The organism is Erwinia sp. BNK-24-b (genome assembly GCF_047456155.1).
Lineage (GTDB): Bacteria > Pseudomonadota > Gammaproteobacteria > Enterobacterales > Enterobacteriaceae > Erwinia > Erwinia phyllosphaerae.
The window spans coordinates 3,834,419-3,859,531 of sequence record NZ_CP179901.1; the positions used below are offsets into that span (position 1 = coordinate 3,834,419).

The window sequence follows — 25,113 nt, forward strand, 5'->3', positions numbered from 1 at the left end:
AAACAGGCATCTGAACACCCGTGCCGGCATACGTCGCTGAACGCGTATGCTGGCCGTGAACGATCCTGATATAACCCTGCTTTTCTTTATTCTGTCTCTTTTAGCGCCAGCGCATTTATTTTTCCTGAACTGTTAAACACCACATTCAGCGCCACGGAAACCAGGCAGGCGGCGCTGATGCCGGAATGGAAAATCGTTCTGACCCACCCCGGAAACTGGTCGTAAAACGTGGGCATCACGATCGGGATCATGCCAAAAGCGATAGCGGTGGCGACCACCACCAGATTCATATTGTCTTTGTAATCTACCTTTGCCAGCGTACGGATGCCGGATGCCGCAACCGTGCCGAACAGCACCACGCCAGCACCGCCCAGAACAGGTGCGGGCACGGCTGCTATCAGACGTCCCAACACGGGTAAGCAGCCCAGTACAACCAGAATGACGCCGCCCGCAGCCACCACATAGCGGCTTTTAATTCCGGTAATCGCAACCAGGCCAATATTCTGGGCAAAAGCGCTCTGGGGAAACGAGTTAAACAGCGGCGACAGCGCGCTGGTAAGCATATCCGCCCGCAGCCCGCTGGCTATACGTTTACCGTCAACTTCCGTGCCCACAATTTCGCCAATCGCGATCAGGCCGGCGGTGGTTTCGGTGAGCAGCACCAGCACAATCAGCGTCATCGACAGAATGGCCGCCACGTCGAAAACCGGTGGCCCAAAACTGAGCATGCCAGGCAGCGCCACTACCTTGCCGTGCAGCACGCCGGAAAAATCTACGTTTCCGTTGGCAAACGCAAACAGCGTGCCGAAAGCCATCGCCGCCAGCACGGCCAGCCTTTTTATCGCCGCATTGCCTAACCGATTAAACAGCAGCACCAGGCATAGCGTCAGTGCCGACAGCCCTATATTGCCGGGCGATCCCCATTCAGGCGCGTGAGGATTACCGCCCATTGCCCAGCGTGCGGCGACGGGCATCAGCGACAGGCCAATCACGGTGATCACGGTGCCGGTTACCACTGGTGGAAAAAAACGGATGATATGGGCAAACAGCGGCGCAATCAGCAGGCCGATAAGCGACGAGGCGATAACCGCACCAAACACCATTGGCAGACCGCCGCCGTTGGTCACCAGCGTCACCATGGTGGCAACACCCGCAAAGGAAACGCCCTGTACCAGCGGCAGACGGGCGCCGAACCCCGGAACGCCCAGCGCCTGTAGCAGCGTAGCGCAACCGCTGACAAACAGCGCCGCCGTAACCAGCATGCCAAGCTGTACCGCCGTCAGTCCGGCCGCCGAACCGATAATCAGCGGCGGCGCGATGATACCGCCATACATCGTCAGCACATGCTGCAAACCCCAGGCAAAGGATTTGCCTGCCGGATAACGCGTATCTTCTGGCCTGACCATAATTTCACCCTTTGCTGCTTAGCTCATGGATAGTGCTGAAACGGCCTTTAACTTTTTCTGAAAGAGCATATTTTGCTGAGAAAATCAGCTGCCGCGATAGGTCGACCACGACCACGGCGAAATCAAAAAAGGCAGGTGATAGTGGCTACCTGTGGCCGCCAGCACGAAGTCGATCTGCGCGCTGACATAGAGCGCATCACGGCCTTCAGCGGCGAAATAGTCGCCAATCTCGGCAATCAGACGATAATGGCCAGGTGCCAAAGGTTCAGGCGTGAGATCCTTAATTCTGCCATCTGCATCAGTGTCGCCCTGCGCTATCGGCAGCCAGCCCTGGCTGCTGTTCTGCTCCAGCGAGACGGCGACGCCAATCGCCGGTTTGCCCAGCGCGGTATCCAGAATATGGGTAGTAATGGTGCTCATTAAGCGCTCTCCTTTACTGAAAAGTGTCACGCAGCCGCAGCAGCGTAATTTCCCGCAGCTGATCCAGCGCTTCCTGCTGCTCGCGCTGCGGATCGTTGCCCAGTCGGCGATGCAGTTCCGCCAGCATTTCCTCGCCGCTTCGCCCTTTGGCGCGGATTAAAAAGACCCGGCCAAAACGTTGCTCGTAAGCAACATTGCCCAGGCGTAGCGCTTCTTTAAGTTCGTCGTCGGCATGCTTTACGCTGCCCTGTTCGCTGGTCGACAGCCTGGCCTCTTTGCCGTTGCCCTGCGCTTTTTCACCGATGCGCGGATGCGCGGCAAGCGCCTGGCTCAATGCCCGTTCATCCCAGCCGCGTGCCAGCCTGTCGCCGGTTTGCAGCAGGTCATCCAGCGAGGAAAAAGGACGTGCGGCCACCAGCGCCTTAATCCAGCTTTCCAGCGCCACGCAGTGTGCAATCAGCCTGCAGGCTTCATCAGCCATAGCCTGGTTAAATTGTTCAGGCGTCATGGCAGGCTCCCACCAGATGGCCATGAGGTTGCGACATCATTCACGGCTTGTGCATAAGCACGCACCGCTGTCGCTACGTCTGCCGCCTGCACCGACTCTGCGGGATGATGGCTGATACCGCGATCGCAGCGTACAAACAGCATGCCGACCGGCCAGCGTTCCGCTATGGCGATAGCGTCATGGCCTGCACCGCTCGGCAGTGAAAGCGAACGTCCCTGCACCTGTGCAACCGCCTGGCTCAGTACGGCCTGGAGTTTTTCATCGCAGCGCGTGGCCGGGATCTGGTAATACTCTTCGGCGCTAAAGCTTAAGCCGCGCCGCAGCGCTATCGCCTCGGCCTGGGTCAGCAGTGCCGACAGCAGCTCTGCCAGCGCACGATCGTCCGGCCCGCGTACGTCCAGACTTAGCTTCACTTCACCCGGGATCACATTCACCGCGCCCGGCAAAGCCTGTAGCGTGCCAACGGTCGCCACCAGCTGCGGGCTATGTTGTGGCGCGGCCTGTTCAATAAACACCATCCATTCCGCCGCTGCCGCCAGCGCATCTTTACGATGGGACATCGGCACCGTACCCGCGTGCCCCGCCTCGCCAACAAAGCAGCAGTTCAGGCGGCGCGCGCCGTTAATCGCCGTAACCACGCCCAGCGCCAGGCCTTCCTGCTCCAGGCACGGGCCTTGTTCGATATGCAGTTCCAGATAGGCGGCAATGTCTTTTACTTCGCGCGCTGCCAGGCCAATCTCGTGCGCATTCAACCCCACGTCGTCCATCGCCTGGGCCACGGTAATGCTGTTGCCGTCAGGATGGCTGACCCAGCTTTCTGGCCAGCTTCCGGTCAGGCCGCGACTGCCCAGCAGTGTAATGCCAAAGCGCGTGCCTTCTTCATCGCCAAAGCCCACGATTTCAATCGCCAGCGGTAGCCGTCGCTGCTGCTGCTGTAGCGCCTGCACGGTTTCGATGGCGGTAAGTACGCCAAGCATACCGTCGTAGCGGCCTGCGTTACGTACCGTGTCCAGATGTGACCCCAGCAGCAGCGCAGGTGCGTCCGGCTCCAGCGCCTCATAACGGCCACAGATATTGCCGACGCTATCCTGCCAGACGCGCATACCGGCGGCCTCCATCCATTCCCCTACCAGCTGGTTGGCCTGAAGATGCTCTGGCGAAAGATAAACGCGCGTTAACGCGTCCGGCGTTTCGCTGATTTCCGCGAGCCTGTCGCAGCGCGCCATCACCCTGGCCGCTGCCTGCTGCGCATCTGCAAGGCTTAGCAGGCTCATCAGCAGCTCCCGGCGGTATAGTGATCCCAGGCAGCCTGCATCGCCGCGCCCTGGGCGGTTTTATAGCCAAGGTACGTCAGCACCGATTCCAGCGCGCTCAGGGTCTGCATTACGCAGTCTTTGCGAGCGTTGTAGCCCATGGTGCCAATACGCCAGACCTTGCCATGCAGCGGGCCAAAAGAGGTGCCGATCTCAATGCCAAAGTCTTCCAGCATCAGCTTGCGTACCTGGTCGCCGTTAATATCCTGCGGGATAACCACGCCCAGCACGTTGTTCATCTTGTGCTGCAAATTACCGAACGTTTCCAGCCCCATGCCCTGAATGCCTTTCAGCAATGCGTCGCCGTGCAGCTTGTGGCGCGCGATACCGTTGTCCAGGCCTTCCTGCAGGATTAACCGCGCACATTCACGTGCACCGAACAGCGCCGAGGTAGCTTCGGTATGGTGGTTTAGCCGTTCCGGCCCCCAATAATCCATGATCATGCCGAGATCAAAATAGTTGGAGTAGATCATCTCGTCATCACCGTCCTGATGCGCGGCGGTGCGGATCCCCTCTTCAACGCATTTACGTTTGCGAATAACGGCTTCCATCTCTGGACTCAGCGTAATCGGTGATGTACCTGACGGGCCGCCCAAACATTTCTGCATACCGGCGGAAACTGCATCCAGTCCCCATGCGTCAGTTTCCAGCGCGTTGCCCGCAAACGAGGCGGTGGCATCGGTGTAAAACAGCACGCCATATTTTTTGCAGATAGCGCCCAGTTCAGCCAGCGGCTGTAGCATGGTGGTTGAAGTGTCGCCCTGCACGGTCAGCAGCAGACGCGGACGCACGCTTTTGATCGCATCTTCGATCTGATCGGGCGTAAATACTTCGCCCCAGGGGACTTCAATGGTGTGAACCTCTGCCCTGCAGCGCCGGGCTATTTCACACAGCAAATGTCCGAAGCGGCCAAATACCGGTACCAGCACTTTGTCGCCAGGTCGAATTGCCGACAGCAAAATCGCTTCGATCCCGGCACGAGAGGTACCATCAATCAGCAGCGTCCAGCGGTTTTGCGTGCGGAATACGCCGCGGTATAGCTCCATAACTTCATTCATGTAGTGCGTCATCGCCGGATCGTACTGCCCAAGCAGCTGGCTGGACATGGCGCGTAATACGCGCGGATCGGCATTGATTGGCCCAGGCCCCATTAGCAGGCGCTGTGGCGGATTGATTTGCGGATATTTCGCTACGTCCATTTTCTTTTCCTCTTAACAATCAGCGCGCTAGCTCAGGCCGCGCACCGATGAGATAAACTGTTTGAGTTCCTGCGTTTGCGGGCTGGCAAACAGGTTTTTGCTGTCGCCCTGTTCCCAGACGCGGCCCTGGTGCATAAAGACTACGCGGTCGCCCACTTCACGAGCGAAATTCATTTCGTGCGTCACCAGAATCAGCGTCATTCCCTCACGCGCCAGCTGCTCAAGCACCTTCAGCACTTCGCCCACCAGCTCCGGGTCGAGCGCGGAGGTGATTTCATCGCACAGCAGCACTTTCGGCGTCATTGCCAGCGCACGGGCGATAGCTACACGCTGCTGCTGGCCACCGGAAAGGTTCGCCGGGTAATAATCCATCCGCTCCCCCAGCCCCACTTTTTCCAGCATCTGCGCGGCCAGCTCACGGCATTCCACCTCTTTCTTTTTCAGGACGCGGCGCGGTGCCAGCATGACGTTTTCCAGCGCGGTCATATGTGGGAACAGGTTAAAGTTCTGGAACACCATGCCAACGGAACGGCTGATTTCACGAGCCTGCGAATCACGGTCTGTAATGGTCATACCGCCCAGCTTGATGCTGCCTTCCTGATAACCTTCCAGCCCGTTGATGCAGCGCAACAGCGTACTTTTTCCCGACCCGCTACGGCCGATAATCGAAATCACTTCACCCATGTCGATATCCAGGTCCACGCCTTTCAGCACGTGATTGTCGCCGTAATATTTCTGTACCTGATTAATGGTGATGAGCGGCATTGAATTTTTTCTCCAGGTACTGGCTGTAGCGCGACAGCGGATAGCAGATCAGGAAATAGCCCAGCGCCACCAGCGCAAAGACCTTAAAAGGTTGATAAGTGACGTTATTTAAAATGGTGCCCGCTTTGGTTAGCTCGACAAAGCCAATAATCGACGCCAGCGCGGTGCCTTTTACCACCTGAACCGCAAAGCCGACGGTAGGAGCGATGCCAATGCGTAACGCCTGCGGCAGCACCACGCGGTACAGCGTTTGGGAAAAGCTGAGGCCCAGACAGCGTGAGGCTTCCCATTGTCCTTTCGGTAACGCCTGAATGCTGCCGTGCCAGATATCGATTAAAAAGGCGCTGGTATAAAGCGTTAACGCCAGCGAGGCCGCCGTCCACGGTGAAACGTCCACGCCAAACAGGGCCACGCCAAAAAAAGCCAGAAACAGCTGCATCAGCAGCGGCGTTCCCTGAAAAAGCTCAATGTAGGCGCTAATCAGCCGGTTGGGCCAGCGGCGGCGCGTCAGGCGTACCATCACCAGCGGCATCGCAACTATCGTGCCGCCGAAAAAGGCGGTCAGCGACAGTAACAGCGTCCAGCGCGCTGCCAGCAGCAGATTGCGTAAAATATCCCAGTCGGTAAACGTGTTCATGGCGCCCTCAACCATTTTCGTCCGGCCGCCAGCAACAGCTGCCGCATGGCTATCGACAGCACCAGATAAACCAGCGTGGTGACCAGATAAACTTCAAAGCTCAAAAAAGTGCGCGACTGGATCAGGTTGGCAGCAAAGGTCAGCTCTTCATATGAAACCTGCGACACGACCGAAGAACCCAGCATCACGATGATGCACTGGCTAACCAGCGCCGGATAAATACGTTTCAGCGAAGGCGGCAGTACCACGCGAAAAAAAGTTTGTGAACGCGTCAGGCCCAGCACGCGGCCGGCCTCCCACTGTCCTTTCGGCGTTACCTGAATACCTGCGCGAATAATTTCCGTACTGTAGGCACCCAGGTTAATCAACATGGCCAGCAGCGCCGCCTCGCCTGCGGTCAGCTTTAAGCCCAGATTTGGCAAGCCGAACACGATAAAAAACAGCTGGACAACAAAAGGCGTATTGCGGATCAGCTCAACGTAGCAGCCCCACAGACGGCTAAGCGCGGAAGGCCGACCGCTGCGCAACGCCGCGCCCAGAATGCCCAGCGCCACGCCGCCAACGGTTGCCAGCACGGTCAGCTGGATGGTGACCCAGAGACCAGCCAGCAGCTGCGGCCAGTAAGGCAGCAGTGCAGGAAAATTGAGTTGCTCCGTCATCGTCGACCCTTACGCGCTAAAGTCAGCGGGCAGCGGTGCTTTCAGCCACTGCTGCGAAAGCCCGTTCAGGGTTTTATCTTTAACTGCCTGCTCAATCAGCGCATCTACCTTCGCTTTCAGCGCCGGCTCGCCTTTGCGCATGCCGATAAAGCACGGTGAATCTTTCAGCATAAATTTCGCTACCGGCGCTTTATCCGCGTTCTGGCGAGCGATGGCCGCGACTACCAGGTTGCCGGTGGCGACAAACTGCACCTGACCCGACAGGTAAGCCGACAGCGTCGTATTGTTATCTTCATAGCGTTTCAGCTGCGCATCTTTTGGCGCGAGATCGCTCAGCACCATATCTTCCACCGCGCCGCGAGTGACGCCAATCGACTTGCCGCTCAGCGCCGCCGCATCTTTTAGCGTGGCTTCTTTCGGCCCAAATACGCCAAGGAAAAACGGCGCGTAGGCGCGGCTGAAGGCAATCACTTTTTCCCGCTCGGGATTTTTGCCCAGGCTGGAGATCACCAGATCCACCTTATCCGTTTGCAGGTAAGGCACGCGGTTAGCGCTGGTCACCGGGACCAGCTGTAACTTAAGTTTCATCTGGCTCGCCAGGTATTTCGCCATATCAATATCGTAGCCCTGCGGCTGTAAATCGGTGCCGACCGAGCCAAAAGGTGGAAAATCTTGCGGCACGGCAACGCGGATGACGCCGCGCTTTTCAATATCCTGTAATTGATCTGCCTTTGCCGTTTGTGCAAACAGCAACGTCGCGCCGATCATCATCAGTAATGCTTTTTTCATTTTGCCCTTCCCCGATTAACTCAAGATGAAACGAAAGATTCCTGATAGAGGTATCTGCAACTAATGTGCCAGTCGCAAAAAGTTGTCATCGGGTTTTTTTAGCGTCCGGTCATGGAGGGTAAAATAAATGAGAAAAGGCTTTAAAAGCAGCCGGAAAGTGATAATTCACATGATGCGGAAGAGAAGATTTATCAAGAAGAGCAAAGTCAGCACAGGTTATTTCAGGGCGCCAGCAGCAGCGCCCTAAAACGAAGCAAAGCACCAAAAAGGTGCCCCATTAGCGCTGTTCCAGTTCGTCCAGCTGGTTATAAAGATCGGCAATGCGGTGAATGCGCTGACGGCCTTTGCTCAGTAATTCATGTAGCAGCGCGTTGGTCAGCAAATTGATCAGGCTGTTGGCGCAGGCGTAGCTGTCAAAGGCAGATACGCTGTCCAGCGGCGTGCAAAGGTGCCAGCGTGCCAGCGCGGTAATCGCCTGTGCAGGCTCGCAAATCACCAGCGCTGGAATAGTCTGCTGCTGAAGCTGCTGCAACAGCGGTTTGATAATGCGTGGTCGACGACGGAAGGCAATGACCACCACCATATCTTCCGCCGTAATGTCCACCAGCTCTTCTGACAGCGTTTGGCCGGGCTGGGGTGCCAGATGAACATCGCCCCGTACCTGAAGCAACTGCTGCCGGAAATGCAGCGCGACCGGCCAGGAGTTACGCATACCGACGATAAAAATACGTTTGCTGTCCGCCAGTTTCTGCACCACCTCGCTGAACTGGCCCGCATTCAGCTGGTTCACCCACTGCGTCAGATTGGCCATCTCTTGTTTATAGTGCCGGGCAAGTAATGTATTCCCCTGAACCGCGTCGCGGTTATCGGTCAGTGGCATACCGCTCTGGCGTAGCGTACGCAATTCATCGCGCATATCGCGATATTTTTCATAGCCAAGCCGCTTAAACAGACGGCTTACGGTAGCTTTGGAAACGCCGCTAAGCCGCGCCAGCTCCGCGCTGTTGTAGCTAATCAAATCGTCAAAATGATCGAAAATGAAGTCAGCCGCGCGCTGCTCCTGTGGCGAGAGCTGGGGATAGTAATTTCTCAGGCGTTCATCGAGCTGCTTCATAGCGTGAACCTTGTAACTTTCGTTTCAGAGAATATGGCCTATACAAATAACGTGCCTGGTGAAAACCAGGCCGCGCACAATCAGTGCTTATCTTCCGTGCCGCATGCGCTTTTTTCAACACCATCAGTGAGAAGCGGCAAACTGGAACAGCTCTTGCTTTACGTTAGTTATCTGTCTTTGGAAATGAGAACGTGATGATACAAAGTAACCTTGCTCCGCTCGGCATGGCGGTGACGCCTCATCACCTCGCCAGCGAAAGCGCGCTGGCCGTGCTGCGCGAAGGCGGCAACGCTATTGAAGCGATGGTGGCTGCCGCCGCTACGATTGCCGTGGTTTATCCGCATATGAACGGTCTCGGCGGCGACGGCTTCTGGCTGATTATGCCGCCACAGGGCGATCCCATTGCTATTGATGCCAGCGGCGCGGCCGGTTCGCTGGCCGATTTCTCTTTTTATCAAGGCACGTCGGCCATTCCCCATCGTGGGCCGAAAGCGGCGCTGACGGTGGCCGGAACCGTCAGCGGCTGGGCAGAAGCGCTGGAAGTCGCTAAAGAGTTGGGCGGTGCCGCGATGCCGGTTTCTCGTCTGCTGGCCGACGCCATTCGTTATGCGGCTGACGGTATTCCCGTTACGCAGTCGCAGGCCGCTGCCACCGCCAGCAAATATCATGAACTCGCCAGTCAGCCTGGCTTCGCCGCTACGTATCTGCCGGATGGCGAAGTGCCGCGCGCGGGCAGCCGTTTTACCCAGCCAGAACTGGCAAACACGCTGGCCATCCTCACCGAGCAGGGTCTGGAAAGCTTCTATCGCGGCCCGCTGGCCAGCAAGCTGGCTGGCGAAATGTCGGCGCTCGGTATGCCCATCACGCTGGAAGATTTACATAGCCATCGGGCAAAACGCCGTAAGCCGCTAAGCATTCAGCATGAATATGGCGAAGTTTTTAATATGACGCCGCCGACGCAGGGCCTGGTGTCGCTGGCCATTCTCGGTATTACCAATCATCTGGATATGGCCCAGGCGGACGAAGTCCAGACCGTGCACCGCATTGTCGAAGCGACCAAGCTCGCCTTCGGCCTGCGCGACCGCTATATCACCGACCCGCTGCATATGCGTGAAGAGATGCAGGCGCTACTGGATTCTGACCAGCTGGCAACGCTGGCGGCAACAATCAGCAATCGCCGCGCCGCGCCCTGGGGAACCGGTAAAGGACCTGGCGATACCGTCTGGATGGGCGTGATGGACAGCAGCGGCCTGGCCGTCTCCTTTATTCAAAGCATTTATCACGAATTCGGCAGTGGCGTAGTGCTGCCGGATACCGGTATCACCTGGCAGAATCGCGGCGCGGCGTTTAGCCTCGATCCCGATCACCTGCTGGCGCTGGCACCGGGCAAGCAGCCTTTTCATACGCTGAATCCCGCCGCCGCGCGTCTGAACGATGGCCGCACCATGGTTTACGGCTCGATGGGCGGCGACGGCCAGCCGCAAACGCAGGCGGCTATCTTTACCCGTCACGTGGTGCAGGGCATGCCGCTACAGCAGTGCGTCAGCGCCCCTCGCTGGCTGCTGGGCCGCACGTGGGGCCAGTCTTCCGATTCGCTAAAGCTGGAAGGCCGCTTTGCCGCCGAAACCTTGCAGCAGCTGCGCGAGCTGGGCCACGAGGTCGAAGCGCTGGAGGATTTCAGCGAGGCAGTGGGTCATGCGGGTGCGATTGTTCGTCATACCAACGGCATGCTGGAAGGCGCAAGCGATCCACGCAGCAACGGCAGCGCTGCCGGTTTTTAACAGGAGAACATCATGACATCTTCAACAGACTGGGCGCTTTACATAGCGCAGATGGAACAGATCTTAGGCGTGCCTCTTGATGAGCAGCGTCGCGCCGAACTGCTGGTTCAGTTTTCTCGTATTGCCGGCATGGCCGAGCCGCTGATGGCTTTCCCGCTCGACGAACGGGTAGAAGTAGCAGGAGTATATAAAGCATGACGTTACCTTTTCTCTCCATTGTCGAACTGAAAAGCGCGTTGACCAAAGGCGAGCTGAGCGCGCGTGAAATCGCGCAACAAACGCTGGACAGGATCGAGCAAAACAATCCGACGATCAACGCCTGGACCGCCGTCACGCAGGATCGCATGCTTAGCGAAGCCGATCGTATCGATCGACTGCGCAAGGAGGATCGTCCTTTGCCCGCGCTGGCTGCAATCCCTTACGCTGTGAAAAATCTTTATGACGTGGCGGGCCATACCACGCTGGCGGGTGCCAGTTTGTTCAGCGATCGTCAGGCGGCTAAAAACGACAGTTGGGCCGTGCGTAAGCTGAGTGAATCGGGGGCACTGCTCTCCGGCATGCTGAATATGGATGCCTATGCCTACGGCTTTACTACGGAAAACAGCCACTACGGCGCGACGCGGAACCCTCACGATTTGAACCGTATTGCCGGTGGATCTTCCGGCGGCTCTGCGGCAGCCGTCGCCTCTGGCCTGGTGCCTTTCTCATTAGGAACGGACACCAACGGCTCTATTCGCGTTCCGGCTTCGCTGTGCGGCATCTTCGGTCTGAAGCCCACCTTTGGTCGGTTGGCCCGTAGCGGCAGCCAGCCTTTTGTCGCCAGCCTCGATCATATCGGCCCTTTCGCCCGCACCACGGCAGATCTGGCGCTGGTTTACGATGCATTGCAAGGCCGCGATCCGCAGGACAGCTTTCAGGCAGAAAAGGCGCTCCATCCGGTACACCGTTTGCTGGAACACGGCATGGAAGGCCTGCGCTGCGCCGTACTGGGCGGCTATTTTCAAACCTGGTGTGACGATAACGCGCGCGCGGCTGTCGCTCTGGCGGCAAAGGCACTGGATGCACAAGAAGAAATTGAATTCCCGGAAGCGGCGCTGGCCCGCACTGCCGCATTTATTATTACCGCCAGCGAAGGCGGCAGCGCCTATCTGCCTGAGCTACGCGCGCAGCCGGAAAGGTTCGAGCCGCTTTCGCGCGAGCGTCTGCTAGCTGGCGCGATGACGCCTTCCGCCTGGTATGTCAAAGCCCAGCGCTTCCGTTACTATTTCCGTGAGCAGGTGCTGCCACTGTTTGAGCAGTTCGACGTGCTGATTGCGCCCGCCACGCCCACCAGCGCCACGCTTATCGGCCAGGAAACCATGCGGATTAACGACAGCGAACTGTCGATCCGCGCCAGTATGGGCATGCTGACACAGCCCATTTCATTCCTGGGTTTGCCGGTAACCACCGTGCCGCTGCAAACGCCACAGGGATTACCGCTCGGCCTACAGCTCATTGCCGCACCGTTTAAGGAAGAGGCTTGCTTACGCGCTGCCTGGGCGCTGGAAAAAATGGGCATTGCGAAAGCGCCCGTGGCGAAAGGATTAATAAAATGATGGATCGGATCAATCGCCCGTCGGTACTGGCAGAAGTTACCGACGCTTTTTATCGCTATGAGCAAGCGCTGGTCAGCAACAATGTTGACGTACTGGACGAGCTGTTCTGGCATGACGAGCGCACCGTGCGGCTGGGAGCCGGAGAAAACCTGTACGGCATTGAGGCCATTCGCGCTTTTCGCGCCGCACGGCCTGCTGCAGGGCTGGACCGCCAGCTGCGCAATACGGTTATTACCACTTTTGGTGACGATTACGCAGTATGCAGCACGGAATTTACGCGCAAGGGAACAGAAAAGATTGGCCGACAGCAGCAAACGTGGGTGAAGCTGCCCGAAGGCTGGCGGATTGTAGCGGCACAGGTGAGTTTGATGAGCTGACACAGGCAGAGCTGCTGTCGGGTTCAGGAACACCGGAACACGACAAGCGGCAGCGTTGGCAAAGCCACGGCCGATTGGCAGGCACGGTTCATACGACGCTTGTTATTTTGTGAAAAGCAGTTGATAAGCCTCAAAGCCAGTTGAAAGTTTTGGCGATTAAGCTGGCCAGCCCCAGTGAAACGAAGATGATAGCGCTGAACAGCAGCCGAAAATCCGCCCTGGCTTCTTTCCTCAGGCTGGTGGTTTCACGTATAAGATCTTCCCTCAGGCTGGTGGTCTCACGTATAAAATCTTCCCTCAGGCTGGTGGTCTCACGTATAAAATCTTCCCTCAGGCTGGTGGTTTCACGTACCATATCCTGCCTCAGGCCGGTCGTCTCTCGTACCAGATCCTCTTTTAGCAAAGTCGTTTCCCGTACCAGATCTTTACGTATTTCACGCAGGTCAGTTTTAATATCACTGATATTACTTTTAACGTTATCCATATCAGACTCAAGCCTGGTCACTCTCATTTCAAACATAGTGCCTCCGCTATATTAACGAGCGTCCTTTCACGAGAAACAGCAGGTAAATGAAAACCCCATCACTATATTCCTTAATTTAGCCCCGTCAATAACGCTGCGGCCTTTTCCTGTGGCAAAAAAAGACTTCTTGTTCACTCTGGAAGACAGAGTGAAGAAATATGCAATAGCATGAAAATGCATGACTTTATTTGCGATCTCGCTCGAAAATAAAAGCAGGGTAATCAAAGCGGCAATAAATAACATGAATGAATTAGAAGAACGTTTAAGGCCTGTTATTAACAGCTAACGCTTTTCTGTTAAAAACCTTATTAAAATACCGCCTCCCCTGAAGGTAGATTAACCTTATAACAGCGAGCCGGGCGCTGGTTTGAAAGGATGACTCCCCTTTCAGCACCCGGCACGGCTTTTAAACTTCTGGTGCCGGATGCGTTTTTATCCAGTGATCCGCAATCTGCTGGCGCGTGCAGATCCAGACCTTTTCATGCTGCTGGATGTAATCCAGAAAACGCTGGAGCGCGCGAAAACGGCCGGGCCGTCCGAGCAGGCGACAGTGCATACCGATGGACAGCATTTTCGGTGCGGCTTCACCCTCTTCATATAGCACATCGAAACTGTCTTTAAGATAGGTGTAAAACTGTTCGGCAGTATTAAAACCCTGCGGCGTGGCGAAACGCATATCGTTGGTTTCTAAGGTATAGGGAATAATCAGATGGGGTTTGACCGTACCGTCCTGGCAGGTGACCTTGCTCCAGAACGGCAGATCGTCGCCATAGTAGTCGCTGTCGTAGGTAAAACTCCCGTGCTCTACCACCAGCCTGCGCGTATTAGGGCTGTCACGTCCGGTGTACCAGCCGGTAGGCGCTTTACCAAAAAGATCGGTCAGGGTATCAACAGCCTGCTGCATGTGCTGGCGCTCGGTTTTGGCATCCATTCCCTGATAGTGGATCCAGCGCCAGCCGTGGCTGACCACGTCATAATCAGCATTTTTAATAGCCTCGACGATTTCCGGATGACGCGCCAGCGCCATCGCCACGCCAAACACACTCAGCGGCAGGCTACGCTTCTGAAATTCATTGTGGATGCGCCAGAAACCGGCTCGCGAGCCATATTCATAGAGCGAATCCATCGACATATGCCGCTCGGGATAGCTGGCCGCGCCAATAATGTCCGATAAAAACTGTTCGGAACCCGTGTCGCCATGCAACACGTTATTCTCTGCGCCTTCTTCATAGTTCAGAACAAACTGTACGGCGATGCGCGCATTATCAGGCCAGGCAGCATGCGGCGGTTTGCCCGCATAGCCGATCAGATCGCGAGGATAGTTTTTATTAAAGCTGTACTCTTTTTTTTCTTCGTTGTCGGTCATGATCGCAAGTCCTGTTCCAGAGCAAGATACCTTAGTTTAGGTGCTGAAACTGACCCGACAGGGTTTTTCGCACCGGATAGTCCAGATCGCCATGCTTACTGGTCGATAGCCCCAGCGCCACCAACGATTCCACCATTTTTACCGCGGCCGTTACGCCATCAATAACCGGCATGCCCAGCTCATGTGTAAGTTCTCGCGCCAGCTGCGCCATGCCACCGCAGCCAAGGACAATAGCGCCGCTACCATCTTCTTTTTTGGCCCGCAGACACCGTTCCCGCACCTTTTCCTGCGCCAGGCCACTGCCATCTTCCAGCGCCAGGACCGGGAGATTGATAGCATGTAGCGCAGCGCACTGATGCTCAAAGCCATACTGCTGAAGCAGGTGGCGCGCAATGATCACCGTGCGCGGCAAGGTGGTCACAATTGAAAAACGTGTGGCGACCAGAGTAGCCAGGTGCATGGCGGCTTCGGCGATGCCAACTACCGGCCCGGTGGCCAGCTCGCGCGCGGCCAGCAGTCCCGGGTCGCCAAAACAGGCGATAACGTGCCCACATACGCCCTGCTCTCGCCCGGCTTTGACCTGTTCCAGTACGCCAATCGCCGCAATAGCTTCATCAAAATGACCTTCAATTGACGGCACGCCTTGTGACGGGCAAACCGCTAAAATTTCCGTAGTCGGCGCCGCCACCGAGCGAGCCGCCGCGCCGATCGTTTCAGTCATTGCCTGGCTGGTATTAGGGTTGATCACCTGAATGATTTGCTTAGTTGTCATAACTGGCTCCGAACTGGCTATGCGGGCTGGCAAAAACCCTCTGCATTATTCGATTAGCGTTCATTGCGTTCTCCAAAGTCAGCAAACAGGCTGGCAAAATCCGGCAACATCTCACCACCGCGCTCAAAATGCAGGCTTGCCACTATATGGGAGAAATGTTGCTGCATGGCTTCAGTAAGCGGCATCAGCGCTTTTTGCCTGAGCAGCTCGATTAACCTGTCGTGGTCGTCGCAGCGGCAACCTTGTTGCCACGCTTTTCCCCAGGCAGCAATCACCAGCGACGATCGCTGGGTCAGTCGCGTGACCATTTCGGTCAGCACCTGATTCCCTGAAATGGCCTGAAGTTGAATATGAAAAGCAGCGGAAAGGCGGATAGCTGCCGGACCGTCGCCATCGGTATGGGCCTGCTGTTCCTGCCGGTTCAGTTTTTCCAGCGCGACGAGATGCGTTGACTGGCAGCGTGCCAGCACGGCTGGCAGATTGGCGCATTCAATGAGCTGGCGGGTCTGGAAGATATCCTGTGCCTCTTCCACAGAGGGTGTGGCGACATATGCACCGCGTTTGGGCGCGAGCGTAATCATTTGCACTGCGGCGAGGCGCGTTAGCACTTTACGAATGCCGGTGCGGCTAACGCCAAATACTTCTGACAAAGCCTCTTCCGGCAGTTTGCTCCCCGGTAGCAGCTGACGCTCCACTATCGCTTTCATCAATGCCTGAAAGATAAGTTCATCCTTATCGGAAGCCGTTTTCAGTCCGGTTTCAGTTTTCATTTCCTGTTCCATTCAGGTTTATCACTCGCAAATCGTATACAAAATTTAGCAGTCTTGTATACGAGCATGTAAATTCTGGCCTGGATCCTGCAATCACTTTCTCAACCCATTCGGTCATCAGGTGCATTGTTGAGGAGCAGATTTCATGCCAAAGAGTCAAAAGGTTTCTCCGGCGTCGGCAGAGAGCGTTCACGTCAGCTACAGCCCGCGGCTGTGCAATGAAGATTTGGCGCCCACGCGCGAACAAAACTGGAGCTGGTACAACATCTTCTCTTTCTGGATGTCGGACGTACACAGTATGGGCGGCTATGTGGTAGCGGCCAGCTTTTTTACCCTTGGCCTGGCAAGCTGGCAGGTATTGCTGTGCCTGCTGGCGGGGATCTGCATCGTGCAGTTTTTTGCTAACCTGGTAGCTAAACCCAGCCAGATAAGCGGCGTGCCTTATGCCGTTGTTTGTCGTCAGGCTTTTGGCGTTTTCGGTGCAAATATTCCGGCGGTGATCCGTGGCCTGATTGCCTTCGCCTGGTATGGTATCCAGACTTATCTGGCCGCCAATGCGCTGATGCTGGTCTCGCTAAAGTTCTGGCCGGCCTTAATACCGCTGACCCACTCTTCCTGGCTCGGTTTGTCCCAGCTCGGCTGGATCTGCTTCGGCTTTATGTGGCTGGCCCAGGCGCTGGTTTTCTGGCACGGCATGAAGGCGATTAAGCGCTTTATCGACGTAGCCGGTCCGGCAGTCTATGTGGTGATGGTGGCGCTGGCAGGATGGATTGTATACAAGACAGGCTTTAACGGAATTTCGTTTACACTTTCCAGCAAGCAGCTAAGCGGCAGCGAGCAGCTCTGGCAGATGATTACCGCCACCGCGCTGGTCGTTTCCTATTTTTCCGGCCCGCTGCTTAACTTTGGCGACTTTGCCCGCTACGGCAAAGATATGCAGGCGATCCGCCGCGGCAATCGCTGGGGGTTGCCGTTTAACTTTCTGCTTTTTTCGGTAGTGACCGTGGTGATTGTTTCCGGTACGCAGTCGCTGTTTGGCCATATGATTACCGATCCTATCGAAACGGTGAGCCGCGTAGGCAGCGATCTGGCCGTTGCCATTGGCCTGCTGACTATGATTACCGCCACTATCGGCATCAATATCGTCGCTAACTTTGTTTCGCCCGCGTTTGATTTTTCTAACTGTTCGCCGCAGAAAATCAGTTTCCGCACCGGAGGGATGATTGCGGCGGTAGGTTCGGTGCTGCTGACGCCGTGGAATCTGTTCCAGTCGCCCGAGCTGATTCACTATACGCTGGACGTGCTGGGCGCCTTTATTGGCCCGCTGTTTGGGATTTTACTGTGCGATTTTTATCTGATTAAGCGCGGGCAGATTTCCGTCGACGATCTTTTTGACGATACGCCAAAGGGGAAATACTGGTATCGCGGCGGCTTTAATCCAAAAGCGATTGCCGCGCTGGTACCCTCGGTACTGATTGGGCTGGTTGTGAGCTTTACGCCAGCTTTACATGAAGTTGCCAGCTTCAGCTGGTTTATTGGCGTCGCGCTGTCGGCAGGTTGCTATCGCTGGCTGGCACGCGAAGGCGCTCAACAGTATGCCAGTCGCGTCGTGGTGCAGAAGCAATAAGACAAAAAGCGGCGTTAACACAACGCTGATTCTCTGTTCTGCACGGGCGACAATATTGTCCTGCGTACAGGAGAAGTACCTTAAACGCTTCGGGGAGTGCTGGATAAGGAAGGATGGCGATATTTTAGCGCCGCTGAAATGACGAAAGCCTGATGCATTTCTGCATCAGGCTTTCCGGATACTTGGCGGAACGGACGGGGCTCGAACCCGCGACCCCCTGCGTGACAGGCAGGTATTCTAACCAACTGAACTACCGCTCCGCGCTTTGTTCCCCGTCGGGAACGGGGCGAATATTACGGTGAGCTTTGGGTTCCGTCAATGCTTTTTCTTTGACGCCTTTACCGACTGCCTGTTTTTTCATCTTCCCGTATTTTTCTTGCGCGTTTCGGCGTTTTCAGGCGCGCCACAGGCAGCTTCCGCCCTTTTTCATTACCAGATCGAGCCGCGATTCATGGTCGGCGACTTCTTCTTCCGTCGCGGTTACCACGCGTAATCCGGAAGCAGGACGCGTGATGCGATAAATCGCCTCGTCGTTGCTTTGCTCCTGCCTGTCCCCTTCCATCGAAAATTTTAACGAGGTTTGCCCGCCGGTCATGGTCAGGAAAACTTCGGCCAAAATTTCGGAGTCGAGCAGTGCGCCGTGCAGCGTTCGCTTGCTGTTGTCTATTTCATAACGCGAGCAAAGCGCATCCAGACTGTTACGCTTGCCGGGAAAGAGCTTGCGCGCCATCGCCAGGCTGTCGGTTATCTGGCAGAAGGTTTCCGTTTTGGGGATATTGCGGCCAAGCTTGCCGAATTCATAATCCATAAAGCCAATATCGAACGAGGCGTTATGGATGACCAGCTCAGCCCCTTCTATATAGGCCAGGAAATCGTCAGCAATCTCGGCGAAAGTAGGCTTATCGGCCAGAAACTCATCGGCAATGCCGTGCACGCCAAAGGCTTCGGGATCGACCAGGCGATCCGGCTTGAGATAAACGTGAAAGTTATTGCCGGTGAGACGACGGTTTACGACCTCAACGGCACCAATTTCAATGATGCGGTGCCCCTCATAGTGCACCCCGATCATGTTCATACCGGTTGTTTCAGTATCGAGAACGATCTGCCGCGTTGTATTTACTGTGCTCATAGGACCCGTTTATGTCAGACTTGGCGTTTTTCAACAGAGAGTCTACCAGAGATGCCTAAACAGGTAGAAATTTTCACCGACGGTTCTTGTCTTGGTAACCCCGGCCCTGGCGGCTACGGGGCCATTTTACGCTATGGCGAACATGAAAAAACCTTCAGCGCCGGTTATTTCCTGACAACCAATAATCGCATGGAGCTGATGGCCGCTATCGTGGCGCTGGAGGCATTAACCCAGCAGTGTGAAGTGGTGCTGAGTACCGACAGCCAGTACGTCCGTCAGGGGATTACCAGCTGGATCCATAACTGGAAAAAGCGCGGCTGGAAAACGGCAGATAAAAAGCCCGTTAAAAATGTCGATTTGTGGAAACGGCTGGACACGGCGCTTAGCCATCACCAGATTAAATGGGAATGGGTAAAAGGCCATGCGGGCCACGTCGAAAACGAGCGCTGTGACGAGCTGGCGCGCGCCGCAGCAGGCAGCCCGTCCTTTGAAGATGTTGGCTATCAGTCCGAATCCTGATGGCGCTGGCGCATCCTGCTGGTTGCGCCAACGGCTGGACTCAGCCTTCTTTGCGCCGCCGCTTTTTTTGCCGGATTCATAATTAACGGAAAAGTCCTTTTGCGTGCAACCACGATGCTCAGGCAGCCAAGCGCCGGAAAATGGGTGCTGATGACCTTGCCGCCTTGCCGGTTCCATGGCAGCACCTGAAACCGCGTGCGCTGGATAACCTCATAATTCAGCAAGCTCAGCCAGTCCATCAGCCTCATCTGGGTAAACATACGGCTGTTCCAGGGAATACGCCGATGCAGCCCCGGAACCAGCTTGCCGATGCCTAATACGCTAAACGGATTGAAGCCGCTGATAATCATCCAGCCATCGTCAATCAGCACGCGATCGACTTCGCGCAGTATGCGATGCGGATCGTCGCTCCAGGCCAGACAGTGGGCCAACAGGCAGGCATCTACCGATTTTGATTCAAACGGTAAACTGCCCGGTTCGGCTACTACCTGAAGATTGCTACCGCTCAAACCCACGTTAACCTGATGCGAAATAGCGCAGTGTTCCGTGTTGATTTCTGCACTAAGCTGCCCCACTTTCAGCAGATGAAAGCCGTACATCTTGCCGAGACAGGGCTGCAAATGGCGAGTTAGCGCGTCACGGTAATATTCTCCCCAGGGCATCTCTTCCCAGGTTTGCGGCACGTGACGAATATGGCGTGTTTTAGCGGGCTTCATGCTTTACCATCTTCTTTCCATTGCGATCGGGCTAACGAGGCGATAATGAATCTTACCAGCATTCCTGCTTTTCAGGATAACTACATCTGGACATTAAATAACGAGCAGGGCCAGTGCCTGATTGTTGATCCGGGCGAGGCGGCTCCCGTTCTGGCAGCGCTGAAAGAGCACCAGTGGCAGCCGGTGGCGATTCTGCTTACACATCACCACCAGGACCACGTTGGCGGCGTAAAAGAACTTCTGAAAAATTACCCTTCTCTGGTGGTGTTTGGTCCCGAAGAGACACAAGATAAAGGAGCGAACCGGATCGTTAGTGAAGGCGATAAGGTCGCTATTTTGGGTCTCGAATTTACTATTATTGCTACGCCGGGTCACACTTTAGGACATATCTCATACTACAGTAAACCTTACCTTTTCTGTGGTGACACCCTGTTTTCAGGCGGCTGCGGCAGGCTTTTCGAAGGCACTCCTGAACAAATGTTTCAATCATTTCAAAAGATTAATGAACTTCCCGCCGAGACGCTAATTTGTTGCGCGCATGAATATACTTTATCTAATATGAAGTTTGCCGCTACGCTTCTGCCACAGGATCGGGAGATTACCGCCTATTATCATAAAATTAAGGAGTTACGCGCAAAAAACGAGGTTTCCTTGCCCGTAACGCTGGCTTCAGAGCGGCAAAAAAATATTTTTCTGCGTACGCAAGAGCATGAATTACAAAAAGTTATTGGGTACGAAACACCTCCGCAACATGAATGGCAAGTATTTGCAACTCTACGCGAGAAGAAAGACCATTTTTAATTTTTCGGGTTGTGTTGTCCGGGGCGAGCACGTATAGTTGCTCGTCTTTTAAGCGAACAATGACACACACATGAAGGCTAAAGCGATATTACTCGCCTCGGTCTTGCTGGTTGGGTGCCAGGCGTCAAAGCACGATGCACCTGAACAGCATGCACAGAGTTTGTCTTCAGCACAGAGCAGTCAGAACGCAGATCGGTTGTTATCCCCACGTTGGCAGGATGACGGGACCAGCCTGGCGCAAGAGCAGGATCTGTGGAATTTCATTAGCGATGAGCTGAAGATGAAGGTTCCGGAAAACCCCCGGATACGCGAACAAAAACAAAAGTATTTAAGAAACAAGAGCTATCTCCACGATGTAACGTTACGGGCTGAGCCGTATATGTACTGGATAGTCGAGCAGATTAAGCAACGTAAGATGCCGATGGAACTAGTACTATTACCCATAGTGGAGAGCGCTTTTGATCCTCATGCGACCTCTTCTGCCAATGCCGCGGGCATCTGGCAGATTGTGCCGCAAACGGGGCGTAATTACGGTTTGAAACAGAACCAGTGGTACGATGGCCGTCGCGATATCGTCGCGTCAACCAAAGTGGCGCTGGACATGATGCAGCGCCTGAACGGCATGTTTGGCGGCGACTGGTTATTAACCGTCGCGGCTTATAACAGCGGTGAAGGACGCGTGCTGAAAGCCATAAAGAACAACAAGGCACGCGGAAAGCCAACCGATTTCTGGTCACTTTCTCTGCCGCGCGAAACGACGGTTTACGTACCGAAAATGCTGGCATTAAGCGAGCTGCTCAAAAACAACAAGCGTTATGGTATTCGCTTACCAGAACCTAACGAGACCCGAGCACTGGCCCGCGTTGAGGTAGGACAGCAGATAGAGCTGACGCAGGCGGCGGAAATGGCCGGCATGTCGCTGAGCAAGCTGAAAAGCTTTAATACCGGTTATAAGCGTGGAATGACGGCACCAAACGGCCCGCATTACATTATGGTGCCGAAGTCGCATGTAGCGCAGTTGCGTAACTCCCTGGCAACGGGCGATATCGCAGCGGTACAGCCAACGGCTCTGGCGAGCGCGACGACATCTTATAAGGTGCAAAATGGCGACACGCTGTCAGGTATTGCCAAACGCCTGAACGTTTCGGTGAAGACGCTCCAGCAGGCGAATAACCTGCGCGGTGGCGTGATTAAACCGGGACAGACGCTAAGCCTGGTTGGCAGCGAGAACGCGACCAAACTGGCCGATAATGGCAACAGCATCACCTATAAAGTTCGTAAAGGTGATTCTCTGGCCAGCATCGCAAGACGTCATGGTGTGAATACGCGAGATCTGCTGCGCTGGAACAGCGGCGGTTCGGCAAATATTCAGCCCGGCGACAGGCTCACGCTGTTCGTGAATAACGACAGCACGCCCGATAGCTAACGCATCATTTTAAAAAACCAGTCTTCGGACTGGTTTTTTTATGCCTGCCGTTCCCTGCCCTTTTCAGCTGTGCTTTACTGCGTCTCTTAGCTTCATAAGGGGAACGCCATGACTAACGATTTAGTTACGCTGCTGAACCAGCATCGCCTGATTGAATTAAACCATCTCTATGAAGAGCGAATGCCGGTATGGCCCGGCGATGGTCGCTTTTTTCTTAACAGCGCGGAAGATTTCGCAGCAGCTGACGGCAATTACAACTGCCAGCTTAGCCTGGGCGATCACTGCGGCACACATATAGACGCACCGGTGCATTTTATAGAACAAGGCAAAAGCATTGACGCGATCAATATTCGTCAATTGATGGGGCGTGGTCGCTGTCTGGATATGGCACATTTGCCGGAGGACAGTGAAATTACCCATGCCGCAATTGTGGAATGGGAAGCCCAATATGGTGACATTGCAGCCAAAGACATTGTTTTATTTCGTACCGGCTATGATAAAAAATGGCGGCTTCGTCCCGATCATAATGACTTTATGTCTGGCTGGGCGGGACTTTCCGGCGATGGCGCGAATTATCTTCTGCATAAAGGCGTAACGGTATTTGGTACGGATTCGATGTCGCTGGACTGTTGTAATAGCGCAGACTATCCGGCGCATCAGGCCGTGCTGGGTGCGGGCGGACTGATTATTGAAAGCCTGGCGAACCTTTACCTTTTGCCGACGGCTTTTACTTTCATCGCGCTGCCCTTGCGTATTAAAGGAGGGTCAGCTTCGCCGGTACGCGCTATTGCCCTGGTATCGGCTTAGCTGCTTTATATCGTTAAGGCGTAAACTCAACCAGTAGCGGATTGTGATCGGAAGCGCGTGTCACCAGTACAGAAGCCTCTGTCACTGTCATATCACGATAAAAAACGAAGTCGAGCGGGCGACCAAACGCTTTACGACGGTGATCGTCAGTAAAATTCACCTCTTTTAAACCCATGTTGTGAGCAAAAGCGTAAAGTGCATTAATACGCTGGCGGCTCCAGGCGTTGAAATCTCCAGCCATAATTACCGGCCCCTTATGGTGAATGATTTGTTCGCCGATAGGGCCAAGCTGCTTGCTATAGACATCGATTCCCAGGCTGAAATTTACAGCGTGAATATTGACGACCATCAGCATTTTATTGCCGGGTAAAGGATAAGCCGTTACCAGCGCGGATTTTGCCAGACGCAACAGCGGCTCGCGCTCGCGCAAAGGATAGCAGTAGACAGGATGCGCAGAAGCCAGCGTCATCACCCCGGAAGGATGCTGCGGCAGTACGAAAGCGGGAACCTGATCGGCAGCCAGATAATTGCTGGTAGCAAACCGAATCAGCTCCGGCGTGGTCTGGGCCTCCTGGAGTAAAACCAGCTGCGCGTCCTTACCAAAATTCTGCAGTACTGACAGCCATTCCGCGCGCTGCTGTTTAAATATATTCCAGACGAGCACGTGTAACGTTGGCTGGGTTGTCAGCGGCGCGCCAGCGGGTAACGCTTTTCCCATGTGTAACATCGCGCCCGGCGGAAAAATACGCTCCGCTGGCTGACCTGCTACATATCTCATGGCATAGGTTTTTTTGCGCACTTTACCGTCTGACCTCTGCATGTTAACTAATAGTATCTTCCAGTTATAGGGACTTTATGGCCGGGTTTCAATCAGAGGGGACTAATAAGTGCCAATTGAAGATAAGCATCGTTGATCGGGCCAGCCTGGCGCATATTTTTTACCCTGTTGCTGTAACCAGAAAGAGGGTAAGCGCTAAAGCCGTCTGGTATACGGGATCACCCCATGCTTTAATGACGCTCTTTATCGCAAAATAACGGTAAGTTTGTACAGGAAGCGGTAATGAAGGCACACTCTGAGGAACTGGCGATTTTTGTCGCCGTAGTGGAAAGCGGCAGCTTCAGTCGGGCTGCTGAAAAATTGAAAATGGCTAATTCTGTTGTCAGTCGTACGGTAAAGAGGCTGGAAAATAAGCTTGAGGTCGAACTGCTTACGCGTACAACCAGACAAATAAAGCTGACTCAGGAAGGCGAAGCCTACTTTAAGCGGGTACAGGCTATTCTGCAGGAGATGGCAGCGGCAGAGAACGAGCTGGCAGAGCGTAAGAAGATGCCACAGGGTTATCTGCGCATTGATGCGGCTACGCCAGTTGTACTGCATTTACTGATGCCGATGATTAAGCCTTTTCGTGAACGCTATCCGGAAATTACGCTTTCTCTGGTGTCATCAGAAACCTTTATCAACCTGATTGAACGTAAAGTGGATGTCGCCATCCGCGCGGGCAATCTTACCGATTCCAGCCTTCGTGCACGCCTCCTTTTTAATAGCCGTAGGAAGATCGTCGCCAGCCCGGCTTTTATACAGCAGAATGGCATGCCACAAGTCGCAGCAGATCTTGTTCACTATCCCTGCCTGGGCTTTGTTGAGCCGCAGAGCCTTAACCGCTGGCCATTGGCTATGCCAGACGGGCAGCTTTATGACATTACCCCAGCCAGCACGTCAAACAATGGTGAAACCCTCCGGCAGCTTTGTCTCACCGGCAACGGCATCGCCTGCCTGTCAGATTTCATGATTGACCGGGATCTCAGAGAGGGAACATTAGTTGAACTACTGGCGGATAAGCTGGTACCGGTTGATATGCCTTTTAACGCTGTCTATTACGGCGACCGTTCCGTTAACGCGCGCGTTAGTTCATTTATCGATTTCGTCAGCGAATGGCTAAAAACCAGGCCGGTTGGCAGGGTAAATTAAAGGCTCCTGCCCGCCTGTTAGCGATTGGGGCCTTAATTTATTAAGGCTAAACGGGAAAAACAGAGAGTTTTCAGCAAAAAAATGCCCTGAGCTGTTAATTCCCAGGGGCGTTTCGGGAAGAAATA

27 protein-coding genes and 1 tRNA gene are annotated in these 25,113 nt (G+C 54.9%); 10 read left to right on the plus strand and 18 right to left on the minus strand.

Annotated elements, in window-relative coordinates; all coding sequences use genetic code 11:
- Positions 1-86: 86 nt before the first annotated feature.
- The 10 genes from ACMGGR_RS17570 to hpxU all read right to left on the minus strand — a co-directional run bounded on the left by ACMGGR_RS17570 (position 87) and on the right by hpxU (position 8,810).
- Entirely contained in the window at positions 87-1,409 is a 1,323-nt protein-coding gene (locus tag ACMGGR_RS17570; protein ID WP_414148988.1) for a nucleobase:cation symporter-2 family protein, read from the minus strand.
- A gap of 81 nt (positions 1,410-1,490) precedes the next feature.
- Positions 1,491-1,826: a hydroxyisourate hydrolase gene (gene uraH / locus ACMGGR_RS17575; protein WP_246758112.1), complete on the minus strand. Its 336-nt coding sequence runs from the start codon at positions 1,824-1,826 to the stop codon at positions 1,491-1,493.
- A 13-nt stretch (positions 1,827-1,839) separates the two neighbouring features.
- Positions 1,840-2,334, minus strand: coding sequence for a 2-oxo-4-hydroxy-4-carboxy-5-ureidoimidazoline decarboxylase (gene uraD, locus ACMGGR_RS17580; RefSeq protein WP_414147456.1), 495 nt, complete (start codon positions 2,332-2,334; stop codon positions 1,840-1,842).
- Entirely contained in the window at positions 2,331-3,608 is a 1,278-nt protein-coding gene (hpxK, locus tag ACMGGR_RS17585) for an allantoate amidohydrolase (protein ID WP_414147457.1), read from the minus strand. Before hpxK ends, uraD begins: the two co-directional genes overlap by 4 nt.
- A complete protein-coding gene (locus ACMGGR_RS17590; RefSeq protein WP_246758109.1) occupies positions 3,608-4,846 on the minus strand; it encodes a pyridoxal-phosphate-dependent aminotransferase family protein in 1,239 nt (412 codons plus the stop codon). The genes hpxK and ACMGGR_RS17590 overlap by 1 nt, the downstream gene beginning before the upstream one ends.
- A gap of 27 nt (positions 4,847-4,873) precedes the next feature.
- A complete protein-coding gene (locus ACMGGR_RS17595; RefSeq protein WP_414147458.1) occupies positions 4,874-5,611 on the minus strand; it encodes an amino acid ABC transporter ATP-binding protein in 738 nt (245 codons plus the stop codon).
- On the minus strand, positions 5,592-6,248 hold the full coding sequence (locus ACMGGR_RS17600) for an amino acid ABC transporter permease (RefSeq protein ID WP_246758106.1): 657 nt from the start codon (positions 6,246-6,248) through the stop codon (positions 5,592-5,594). Before ACMGGR_RS17600 ends, ACMGGR_RS17595 begins: the two co-directional genes overlap by 20 nt.
- The gene (locus ACMGGR_RS17605) at positions 6,245-6,907 is read right to left on the minus strand and encodes an amino acid ABC transporter permease (RefSeq protein ID WP_414147459.1); all 663 of its coding nucleotides are present in this window, start codon (positions 6,905-6,907) and stop codon (positions 6,245-6,247) included. Before ACMGGR_RS17605 ends, ACMGGR_RS17600 begins: the two co-directional genes overlap by 4 nt.
- A gap of 9 nt (positions 6,908-6,916) precedes the next feature.
- Entirely contained in the window at positions 6,917-7,696 is a 780-nt protein-coding gene (locus tag ACMGGR_RS17610) for a transporter substrate-binding domain-containing protein (protein ID WP_246758104.1), read from the minus strand.
- Positions 7,697-7,973: 277 nt separating this feature from the next.
- Positions 7,974-8,810 carry a MurR/RpiR family transcriptional regulator HpxU gene (gene hpxU, locus ACMGGR_RS17615; RefSeq protein WP_414147460.1) on the minus strand — a complete coding sequence of 279 codons (837 nt, stop codon included), beginning with the start codon at positions 8,808-8,810 and terminating at the stop codon, positions 7,974-7,976.
- 194 nt (positions 8,811-9,004) lie between these two features.
- Between hpxU and ACMGGR_RS17620 the strand changes: the two genes are divergently transcribed.
- From ACMGGR_RS17620 to hpxZ, 4 genes are read left to right on the plus strand one after another with little or no spacing between them, the layout of a single operon-like run.
- On the plus strand, positions 9,005-10,591 hold the full coding sequence (locus tag ACMGGR_RS17620; RefSeq protein WP_414147461.1) for a gamma-glutamyltransferase family protein: 1,587 nt from the start codon (positions 9,005-9,007) through the stop codon (positions 10,589-10,591).
- Between the two features lie 12 nt (positions 10,592-10,603).
- Complete coding sequence (gene hpxX, locus ACMGGR_RS17625; protein ID WP_414147462.1) at positions 10,604-10,789, plus strand: oxalurate catabolism protein HpxX; 186 nt, start codon at positions 10,604-10,606, stop codon at positions 10,787-10,789.
- Positions 10,786-12,186 (plus strand): AtzE family amidohydrolase, encoded by a 1,401-nt coding sequence (locus tag ACMGGR_RS17630; RefSeq protein ID WP_414147463.1) that lies wholly within the window; start codon positions 10,786-10,788, stop codon positions 12,184-12,186. Before hpxX ends, ACMGGR_RS17630 begins: the two co-directional genes overlap by 4 nt.
- On the plus strand, positions 12,183-12,563 hold the full coding sequence (gene hpxZ, locus ACMGGR_RS17635) for an oxalurate catabolism protein HpxZ (protein ID WP_246758099.1): 381 nt from the start codon (positions 12,183-12,185) through the stop codon (positions 12,561-12,563). Before ACMGGR_RS17630 ends, hpxZ begins: the two co-directional genes overlap by 4 nt.
- 130 nt (positions 12,564-12,693) lie before the next feature.
- On the opposite strand, the gene ACMGGR_RS17640 is transcribed toward hpxZ, so the two are convergent.
- The 4 genes from ACMGGR_RS17640 to ACMGGR_RS17655 all read right to left on the minus strand — a co-directional run bounded on the left by ACMGGR_RS17640 (position 12,694) and on the right by ACMGGR_RS17655 (position 15,994).
- Positions 12,694-13,083 (minus strand): hypothetical protein, encoded by a 390-nt coding sequence (locus ACMGGR_RS17640; protein WP_414147464.1) that lies wholly within the window; start codon positions 13,081-13,083, stop codon positions 12,694-12,696.
- 409 nt (positions 13,084-13,492) lie between these two features.
- Positions 13,493-14,452: an allantoinase PuuE gene (puuE, locus tag ACMGGR_RS17645; RefSeq protein WP_246758097.1), complete on the minus strand. Its 960-nt coding sequence runs from the start codon at positions 14,450-14,452 to the stop codon at positions 13,493-13,495.
- Positions 14,453-14,483: 31 nt separating this feature from the next.
- Complete coding sequence (hpxA, locus tag ACMGGR_RS17650) at positions 14,484-15,224, minus strand: allantoin racemase (RefSeq protein WP_414147465.1); 741 nt, start codon at positions 15,222-15,224, stop codon at positions 14,484-14,486.
- Between the two features lie 53 nt (positions 15,225-15,277).
- Positions 15,278-15,994: a GntR family transcriptional regulator gene (locus tag ACMGGR_RS17655; RefSeq protein ID WP_246758095.1), complete on the minus strand. Its 717-nt coding sequence runs from the start codon at positions 15,992-15,994 to the stop codon at positions 15,278-15,280.
- Between the two features lie 145 nt (positions 15,995-16,139).
- On the opposite strand from ACMGGR_RS17655, the gene ACMGGR_RS17660 reads away from it, so the two are divergent.
- Positions 16,140-17,621, plus strand: a complete 1,482-nt coding sequence (locus ACMGGR_RS17660; RefSeq protein WP_414147466.1) for an NCS1 family nucleobase:cation symporter-1 — start codon at positions 16,140-16,142, stop codon at positions 17,619-17,621.
- Positions 17,622-17,804: 183 nt separating this feature from the next.
- On the opposite strand, the gene ACMGGR_RS17665 is transcribed toward ACMGGR_RS17660, so the two are convergent.
- Positions 17,805-17,881, minus strand: a tRNA-Asp gene (locus ACMGGR_RS17665).
- A gap of 134 nt (positions 17,882-18,015) precedes the next feature.
- Positions 18,016-18,750 (minus strand): DNA polymerase III subunit epsilon, encoded by a 735-nt coding sequence (dnaQ, locus tag ACMGGR_RS17670; RefSeq protein WP_246758092.1) that lies wholly within the window; start codon positions 18,748-18,750, stop codon positions 18,016-18,018.
- Between the two features lie 51 nt (positions 18,751-18,801).
- Between dnaQ and rnhA the strand changes: the two genes are divergently transcribed.
- Positions 18,802-19,269 carry a ribonuclease HI gene (rnhA, locus tag ACMGGR_RS17675; protein WP_246758091.1) on the plus strand — a complete coding sequence of 156 codons (468 nt, stop codon included), beginning with the start codon at positions 18,802-18,804 and terminating at the stop codon, positions 19,267-19,269.
- Here rnhA and ACMGGR_RS17680 read toward each other — a convergent pair.
- Positions 19,254-19,985, minus strand: coding sequence for a class I SAM-dependent methyltransferase (locus ACMGGR_RS17680; RefSeq protein WP_246758090.1), 732 nt, complete (start codon positions 19,983-19,985; stop codon positions 19,254-19,256). The two genes, rnhA and ACMGGR_RS17680, sit on opposite strands and share 16 nt — an antisense overlap.
- 45 nt (positions 19,986-20,030) lie before the next feature.
- On the opposite strand from ACMGGR_RS17680, the gene gloB reads away from it, so the two are divergent.
- From gloB to ACMGGR_RS17695, 3 genes are all read left to right on the plus strand, one after another.
- Positions 20,031-20,786, plus strand: coding sequence for a hydroxyacylglutathione hydrolase (gloB, locus tag ACMGGR_RS17685; RefSeq protein ID WP_246758089.1), 756 nt, complete (start codon positions 20,031-20,033; stop codon positions 20,784-20,786).
- A 70-nt stretch (positions 20,787-20,856) separates the two neighbouring features.
- The gene (mltD, locus tag ACMGGR_RS17690; protein WP_246758088.1) at positions 20,857-22,212 is read left to right on the plus strand and encodes a murein transglycosylase D; all 1,356 of its coding nucleotides are present in this window, start codon (positions 20,857-20,859) and stop codon (positions 22,210-22,212) included.
- 108 nt (positions 22,213-22,320) lie between these two features.
- Positions 22,321-23,019 carry a cyclase family protein gene (locus ACMGGR_RS17695; RefSeq protein ID WP_414147467.1) on the plus strand — a complete coding sequence of 233 codons (699 nt, stop codon included), beginning with the start codon at positions 22,321-22,323 and terminating at the stop codon, positions 23,017-23,019.
- Positions 23,020-23,032: 13 nt separating this feature from the next.
- On the opposite strand, the gene ACMGGR_RS17700 is transcribed toward ACMGGR_RS17695, so the two are convergent.
- The gene (locus tag ACMGGR_RS17700; protein WP_246758646.1) at positions 23,033-23,818 is read right to left on the minus strand and encodes an endonuclease/exonuclease/phosphatase family protein; all 786 of its coding nucleotides are present in this window, start codon (positions 23,816-23,818) and stop codon (positions 23,033-23,035) included.
- A gap of 261 nt (positions 23,819-24,079) precedes the next feature.
- Between ACMGGR_RS17700 and yafC the strand changes: the two genes are divergently transcribed.
- A complete protein-coding gene (yafC, locus tag ACMGGR_RS17705) occupies positions 24,080-24,988 on the plus strand; it encodes a DNA-binding transcriptional regulator YafC (protein WP_414147468.1) in 909 nt (302 codons plus the stop codon).
- The last annotated feature ends 125 nt before the right edge of the window (positions 24,989-25,113 follow it).